The sequence below is a fragment of the Microcoleus sp. B3-D2 genome (genome assembly GCF_036705345.1).
Lineage (GTDB): Bacteria > Cyanobacteriota > Cyanobacteriia > Cyanobacteriales > Microcoleaceae > Microcoleus.
Genome location: NZ_JAUBUG010000134.1, coordinates 1 through 6,492, shown reverse-complemented (window position 1 = coordinate 6,492; position 6,492 = coordinate 1). Strand labels below are relative to the sequence as shown.

The window sequence follows — 6,492 nt, the reverse complement described above, 5'->3', positions numbered from 1 at the left end:
TTCCATCAGTGGACTAAATTGACTATAAGCTTTCAAGCCAAAATATTTTGCCTGATTATCTGTAAGGTCGAGGGAGCCGACTATTGATTTTATTTTTCGGGGTTTTCCTGTTTGAATTCCTGATACTGCTGAAAAAAAAGCTACCTAGTTCTGGGCCCACTTCTTCTAACATTTTCTGACGCACAGATTTTTCTATACTTTCAAAACTTTTTAACTCGGTTGGCTCGGTATTTCTGTAAAGAATTTCTGCTGCCGCTTTTAAGTGGGCTTTTAGCTGTTGTTGGTCTGAGGGTGTCATTTTCTTTACCTCATCTTTATTTTACGATTTTACTAGCTTTTTTATTTTAAGCCTTTTTTGACATATTCGCAAAAGTGAGATGCACCCCGGTAGCGATCGCCTTTTGGGCGACTTTGGTAACGACAGTCTCAGCGGTGGCGAAGGCAATGACAAACTTGAAGGAGGTGCCGGCAATGATTTTCTTGAGGGTGGCGAAGGCGCGGATTTAATCACAGGAGAAGACAATAACGACAGTATCTTGGGAGGGTCTGGCAATGACTGTCTTAACGGCGGTCAAGGCAATGATACGGCGATCGGAGGAGATGGAGACGATCGCTTGTTTGGTGGCAGCAACAACGACTTGCTAATGGGCGGCAAAGGTAACGATCGCCTGTTTGGAGAAGGTGGCAATGACACTCTAATAGGTGACTTAGATAATGACTACCTCAACGCCAATGCAGGAGACGATTTGCTGGAGGGAAATCAAGGCAGCGACACCCTGATTGGCGGGCCGGGTAATGACATCATATCGGGTTAGAGCTTTTCCTCAACTGGAGAACAAATCGATTATTTAATCGGGAAAGTGAAGCTGACATATTTGTTCTCGGTTCATTAAATACCAGCCCTTACCTCTTCTATGGCGGTGAAGGTGGCCATGCCATTATTATTCAGGATTTTAACCGGGGCGAAGGCGACAAAATTTAAGTCGTTGGTTTGGTACAATATCGTAACGGTTTTCGCTTCTTCTCTTACCAATTTGAATCTTATGATGACGGTACAAGACGGGGAACTCGGAGATTGGTCGGATCGGATTTAATCGCCGATGATCAAAATATTACTGATGTTAATCTATCAGATTGCGCGATCGTTTCGACTGGGTTTTCACCGCCATCGCGAGACTTTCCATCCTTCCCGTCTATTCCTGAAATTCCCTTCCCGATACCGCCACTTCCCTCTCCTTTCTCGCCAATGCTGCCAGTTTTTGTGGAAAGTTTGCCTTCTTTTCAATTGTGATAGGACTTTACGGACGGGGGTAATCACCCGCTTTTTTTACGGAAATACGCAGGTTGCACCCAGCAGATGCTGTTAGAAGGGACTGAAGTCCTTACTACAAAACAAGATTCGGTTGTACGATCCAACGGGTTCGGGTGACTCGACTGACATTGAGGGCCTTTGGGGCAGAAAGTGAAGTTTTACGATCGAGATGAAATTTGGCCTCTCCCCCTAAACCGGTTTCCGGCTCGGACTGCTTTCTGTAGCTTAGCCCTCCTCCCATACCACCTTGGGCGGATGTTGAGATTCCGAAAAAAGCGTTTTAAGCCTCCACAAACCGATCGCGCGTGTGAAAATTGCACGGCAATTATGTTACATTTTTTATCACAGTCTGGAATTCGATCGGGCAACGCCAGCGAGTAGGGACAAGCCACCGCTTAGTTTCCCAGGGCTTGCAGGCGATCGCACAATAGAGTTCCTTTCGTCAGCTCCAAATTTAAAAAATAGCCTCAGGCATTTGCTAGTAAAAGCAAGCTGCTCGGCGCGGGGCGACAAAAAACCTTGTGGCTGCTGCCCTGAACCTCAACCACAGCAATATTCTTTTAGGAATTCTGGCTCCATGTTTTCTAAACAAATCACCGACTCAAAAACCTACCAGTGGTTTGAGGAACGCCTGGAAATTCAGGCGCTCGCCGATGACATCACTACAAAGTACGTACCCCCGCACGTCAATATTTTTTACTGCTTGGGCGGAATTACTTTAGTTTGCTTTCTGATCCAGTTTGCCACCGGCTTCGCCATGACTTTCTATTACCGTCCCACGGTAGCAGAAGCTTTTTCTTCAGTGCAATACCTGATGACTGAAGTCAACTTCGGCTGGCTGATCCGCTCCATCCACCGCTGGTCTGCCAGCATGATGGTACTGATGATGATTTTGCACACCTTCCGGGTTTACCTGACAGGCGGCTTCAAAAAGCCCCGTGAATTAACCTGGGTGACAGGAGTAATCTTGGCAGTCATCACTGTTTCTTTCGGCGTGACCGGCTATTCGCTGCCTTGGGATCAAATCGGTTACTGGGCAGTTAAAATCGTTTCCGGCGTCCCCGAAGCTATCCCGTTTGTCGGTTCTTTGATGGTTGAACTGCTGCGCGGCGGTGTCAGCGTCGGTCAAGGCACTTTGACTCGTTACTACAGCTTGCACACATTTGTGTTGCCTTGGCTGATTGTAGTCTTCATGCTGGCTCACTTCTTGATGATTCGCAAGCAAGGTATCTCTGGCCCGTTGTAAATTTGGAGTGGTGGGGGCGGTATTTTTTTGGCCCCCCGCTGAATTTTGAGTTGAAAATTCATAATTCATCACTCATGATATTTATTTACGGCTAACACTTCCTGCGATCGCGCCGCTGATTCAAACTAAGGAATACAGCGGAATGGCAGGCCCGGGTAAAACTAAAAGGAGAACACTGTTACTATGTCTATTCTCAAAAAACCTGATTTGAGCGATCCCGCGCTCCGCGCTAAGCTCGCTAAGGGCATGGGTCATAACTATTATGGCGAACCAGCTTGGCCTAATGACTTGCTCTACGTTTTCCCTATAGTCATCATGGGAACGTTTGCTCTGTGCGTCAGTTTGGCCGTACTAGACCCGGCTTTGGTTGGGGAACCTGCTAATCCTTTTGCTACTCCGCTGGAAATTCTGCCGGAATGGTATTTGTGGCCTGTGTTCCAACTCCTGCGCGTTTTGCCTAACAAATTGTTGGGTATTGCTTGCATGGCTGGCGTTCCCGTTGGCTTGATTTTGATTCCGTTCATCGAGAGCGTTAACAAGTTCCAAAATCCGTTCCGCCGCCCTGTTGCTACTACTGTTTTCCTGTTGGGAACTGCGGTAACTCTGTGGTTGGGTATTGGTGCTATTTTCCCGATCGACAAATCTTTCACACTGGGTCTTTTCTAAGATTTAAGTTTGCTTGATTTTGACGCCCGCAGGTTTCCGGTAAAGTGCTTTTGTACTGCTGGGAAACTTTCGCGGGCGTCATTTGATTTTAGATTTTAGATTTTAAATTTTAGATTGAAGAATAGGGGATTGGGAATTTCAATTGATTTTAGATTTTAGATTTTAGTTAGATTGAAGAATAGGGAATTGGGAATTTCAATTGATTGAAAACTTGAAGAAGTGGGGATTTTTATCTCTATTATTATTTAATAATACTCAGTAATTAATTCTCTGATTTTATTAACTTAAATTCAGAAGCATACAGAAGCCTAAAATATTATATCTAAATATATATATATAGCAATCTTAAATGAGTCGTAAATTTTTGACCCCACCCCAACCCTCCCCTTAGTAAGGGGAGAAAGTAAGAAATTAACAAATGATGCGAGGATTGCTATATAAGCACAAAGAAAACCATAGTATTTTTTAGGGGCGAGTTCCTGTAAATATCTACGGTTAGGTGGGGCTCTGAGAGATTGGGGCTAATACTTTAGATCCAGAAAGTATATCTACTTACCAGCTATCGTTAAAAATTCCACTCAATCTCCGGGATAAGGCTAGACTTGGGCGCAGACATATTCAGTAAAACTATATCTATATTGCCACTGCGTTTACAAATAAAGATGGCTATAGTTATACTTACTGATTTTGGCATTTAAGTGGGATTCAATACCCGCTCAATTGCCGCTCAATACCCTCTTGCTGCTAACTGCAAAGCGGGTTATGGCGAGGGATTCTCGGAGGAATTATGATGAACCTAAATTTAGATACTATTTTCTCATCGCTTATGAACCCGGCCCTGAACGAGTTTCAGGTTTGGGCTTTGCAAAACCCGGAAGAAAGTCTCAGCAAAACGATGCTACCGCCGATCGCCCTGATTGAGGGTTTGATTGCCAACGAACCCACATATTTGCCACTAAAACGGCTGGCTTTCGGAGCCAACTTTTGCTGCGCGGGGCAAGTCGTGATGGGAGAGTTTGACACGCTGGAAAAAGCACTCACATCGCCCCAGGCGCGTGGATGGCGGCTGGGTACTTCTGTACTCGATCCCGATAGCGCGCCCAACCAAGATGTCGGCGGCAGAAACCTTTTTCTACTGTCTTTGTCCGATCGCGCCACTGATGATAGCAGCAACCACGCAGCATTCCGAAGCTGTATGCAGAAGTATCTCTTCAACAGTGCCACAACGGATCGCCAGGGAGACGAAATCGCCCGACGGTTGCTCGATCGGCTAGCCGCCGATTATGCCCAAATGCCACACGGTGCGGGGGGAGCGTTTTTTACCGATGTCAAGCGGGGCTGGATGGGATTTTTAGTCCGATATCTGCACTACGTCATCTTTGGGATTAATCCAGACGATTCAGAGTCGATCGAACTTCTCACCGAATTGCATTACACTCGCCAAAGCCCGCTGCACTACTTCGCCGTCATCGGCAACCTGCTGCAAAGCCTGAACGTCTTTGGACACGGGGATTTGTCCGCTCTAATCGAGCGTGCAGCGACTATCTATGAGAATTCCCCAGCTTTAGCCGACTTCGAGGAGAGCTCGGAAAACAACGGCATGACTAAGCGGGAATTGGCAAAGCTGATGACATCGATTATGGGGATAGCGGGACTGCAAGGCCCCCTGCACCTAGGCAACACGGCAATGGGATACCGCCCTCTCCCCGCCTATAAAGGACAGCAGACGGCCGAAATTAACCCGACTGATTTTTGGGATCGGCTCGATTTGGACGATCGCCAGTCGATCGAGCTCTTCCTCCTGGAATGCGCCCGCCTCTGGGCCCCCGTCAGCGCCACGCACCGAGTCGCCACAGAGCCATTCACCGCAACGGTAGCGGGCAAAGAGCGCACTTTCCCCGCCGGAACCAAGGTACTGATACCGCTCAGCCTGGGACTGCTAAACGAGAGTTTCTGGGGGTCTACGGTATACGAATTCAACCCTAAGCGGGAGAATCTGTGCCCTTTTCATATGGGATTTCATTCCGTGGGCGATCGTAGCGCGGGACGGATTTGCCCCGGTAAAGACATCGCACTCAAGATGCTGGTGGATGTCGTGAGTACGGTAGGCAAAGTGCGACGAGCCTCTGAGCCGAATTTGCAGGGGTAATCAATCCAAAAGCTCGATCGGACAGCGGTTGAAACTGAGATATTGCACCATTCTCGCTTAACAGGCCCGACGGCCCACCCCACAAGACATCAAGTTTATTGTGGGGTGTCCCCCCCGCCCCTGAATAACTGATTGGCTAGGATGCAAGATGTGAGTTGAAACCGCACGCCACATAAACTATCGCTCGATCGACTAAGAAATCAAGGGGGTATCTAATAGGAAACCCAAACACAACTATTTTGAGGATAAATAATATCATGTTAATCGAAGAAAAGCAACTAAAAGACATCGCAAATTGGATGAAAGTAGAACATCCAGCCGAGTTACCAGAAGTCCTGCAAGGTATCTTTTTTATGGACGGGAATGTTTTACCAGACGATTGTTTGACGATGTACAGTTCAGACTGGAATGCTGACGAACGGACGCTATTGCTGCGCGTTTTTGACCCTGTTATCTGGACATTTCATTCATCAATGGCGGGACGGATGTTACTTTATTTAGTCAAATTTTCTCGGATAACTTACTTGTTCCGATTCTCGGATGCAACTTTGCAGCACGGACACATTACACCGATAGTGTTTGGATGGTCTGTGCCGCAGTGGCTTGTAGATTTTTTGATCGATCGAGATCCGAACACTCTGAATGGAGATATCTGGTATCGCACAAACTCGTTTTTCGGCAGACCTCCTGACAGCGGATATACACTCCGCAGGATTGTAGACAAAGATGGGAATTACACATCAGCTTTTCCAGAGATGCTGTCTAAAGTTGAGAGTGATTGTTTAATTATTGCCAAAGAGTGAAAATATTTAGGAAAACTACAAAACCCGCTTAATTAGGCGGGTTTTGTCGATCGAACAGGGGGTTTGCACCGACGACCTATACGATGCCAAGTTTGATATGATATCGTTTCCGGTTGCATCGGCATAATAAAATCGAGTCAACAGTTAACACTCAACGATTCAGTTTTTCGACCCCGAGTCATATCAACTGCGGTAGCATCGGAATTAATATTACCCACAGGTTGGACACGGCGCCGTGCAGTTAGAGAGTCGATGGCAGAGTGTCCCCTACCATCTCTCCTACAAAACCGTGCTTGCGACTTTCACCGCACACGGC

6 protein-coding genes and 1 pseudogene are annotated in these 6,492 nt (G+C 46.9%); 6 read left to right on the top strand and 1 reads right to left on the bottom strand.

The annotated features are described in order from the left end of the window. Positions 1–298: pseudogene (locus tag QUB14_RS27780) on the bottom strand (ISKra4 family transposase); the annotation flags it as partial. 79 nt (positions 299–377) lie between these two features. Between QUB14_RS27780 and QUB14_RS27775 the strand changes: the two are divergent. The 6 genes from QUB14_RS27775 (at position 378) to QUB14_RS27750 (ending at position 6,176) form a co-directional block, all read left to right on the top strand. After that, positions 378–815: a calcium-binding protein gene (locus QUB14_RS27775; protein ID WP_333221278.1), complete on the top strand. Its 438-nt coding sequence runs from the start codon at positions 378–380 to the stop codon at positions 813–815. 176 nt (positions 816–991) lie between these two features. Continuing rightward, the gene (locus tag QUB14_RS27770; protein WP_333221276.1) at positions 992–1,291 is read left to right on the top strand and encodes a hypothetical protein; all 300 of its coding nucleotides are present in this window, start codon (positions 992–994) and stop codon (positions 1,289–1,291) included. A 598-nt stretch (positions 1,292–1,889) separates the two neighbouring features. Further along, a complete protein-coding gene (gene petB / locus QUB14_RS27765; protein ID WP_006633252.1) occupies positions 1,890–2,558 on the top strand; it encodes a cytochrome b6 in 669 nt (222 codons plus the stop codon). Between the two features lie 183 nt (positions 2,559–2,741). Beyond that, complete coding sequence (gene petD / locus QUB14_RS27760; protein WP_190660167.1) at positions 2,742–3,224, top strand: cytochrome b6-f complex subunit IV; 483 nt, start codon at positions 2,742–2,744, stop codon at positions 3,222–3,224. 787 nt (positions 3,225–4,011) lie between these two features. Continuing rightward, positions 4,012–5,373, top strand: a complete 1,362-nt coding sequence (locus tag QUB14_RS27755; RefSeq protein ID WP_333221272.1) for a cytochrome 450 — start codon at positions 4,012–4,014, stop codon at positions 5,371–5,373. 257 nt (positions 5,374–5,630) lie between these two features. Continuing rightward, the gene (locus QUB14_RS27750; RefSeq protein ID WP_333221270.1) at positions 5,631–6,176 is read left to right on the top strand and encodes a hypothetical protein; all 546 of its coding nucleotides are present in this window, start codon (positions 5,631–5,633) and stop codon (positions 6,174–6,176) included. Positions 6,177–6,492: the final 316 nt, after the last annotated feature.

Coding starts and splice junctions, on each gene's coding strand:
- petB (WP_006633252.1), top strand. CDS start 1,890: ATGTTTTCTAAACAAATCACCGACTCAAAAACCTACCAGTGGTTTGAG.
- QUB14_RS27755 (WP_333221272.1), top strand. CDS start 4,012: ATGATGAACCTAAATTTAGATACTATTTTCTCATCGCTTATGAACCCG.
- QUB14_RS27775 (WP_333221278.1), top strand. CDS start 378: ATGCACCCCGGTAGCGATCGCCTTTTGGGCGACTTTGGTAACGACAGT.
- QUB14_RS27750 (WP_333221270.1), top strand. CDS start 5,631: ATGTTAATCGAAGAAAAGCAACTAAAAGACATCGCAAATTGGATGAAA.
- petD (WP_190660167.1), top strand. CDS start 2,742: ATGTCTATTCTCAAAAAACCTGATTTGAGCGATCCCGCGCTCCGCGCT.